Origin of the sequence: Verminephrobacter aporrectodeae subsp. tuberculatae At4 (assembly GCF_000193225.1) — a bacterium.
GTDB classification, from domain to species: Bacteria; Pseudomonadota; Gammaproteobacteria; order Burkholderiales; family Burkholderiaceae_C; genus Acidovorax; species Acidovorax aporrectodeae.
Genome location: NZ_AFAL01000642.1, coordinates 1 through 298 on the forward strand (window position 1 = coordinate 1; position 298 = coordinate 298).

Annotated in this window: 1 pseudogene; it reads right to left on the reverse strand. The window is 68.8% G+C overall.

What is annotated here, in order from left to right:
• A pseudogene (locus VTU_RS28525) lies at positions 1-298 on the reverse strand (choice-of-anchor U domain-containing protein); the annotation flags it as partial.

The window sequence follows — 298 nt, forward strand, 5'->3', positions numbered from 1 at the left end:
TAAGGGCTGCTCGCCAGGTTGACCCAGGTGCCGGTGCCGTCCTTCGCCCAGTAGCCGTTGACGCCCAGCGCCGGGTCCACGTACAGGCTGAACTTCTCGCTGCTGCTGCCTGTGAGCTGTGGCCAGTGGCCACTGTCCAGTGTGGCCTCGGAGCTGAGCAGCCCAAGGGGCATCTCCATCCCCTGGGGCAGTTGGGCGGGAGCGTCTTTTTGCTCCAGGCGGGTGATGCGGGCGCCGCTGTCCGGGTCCAGCTTGCCGTCCTGGCTGCCGACCACCAGGGTCACGGGGGTGCTGGCCG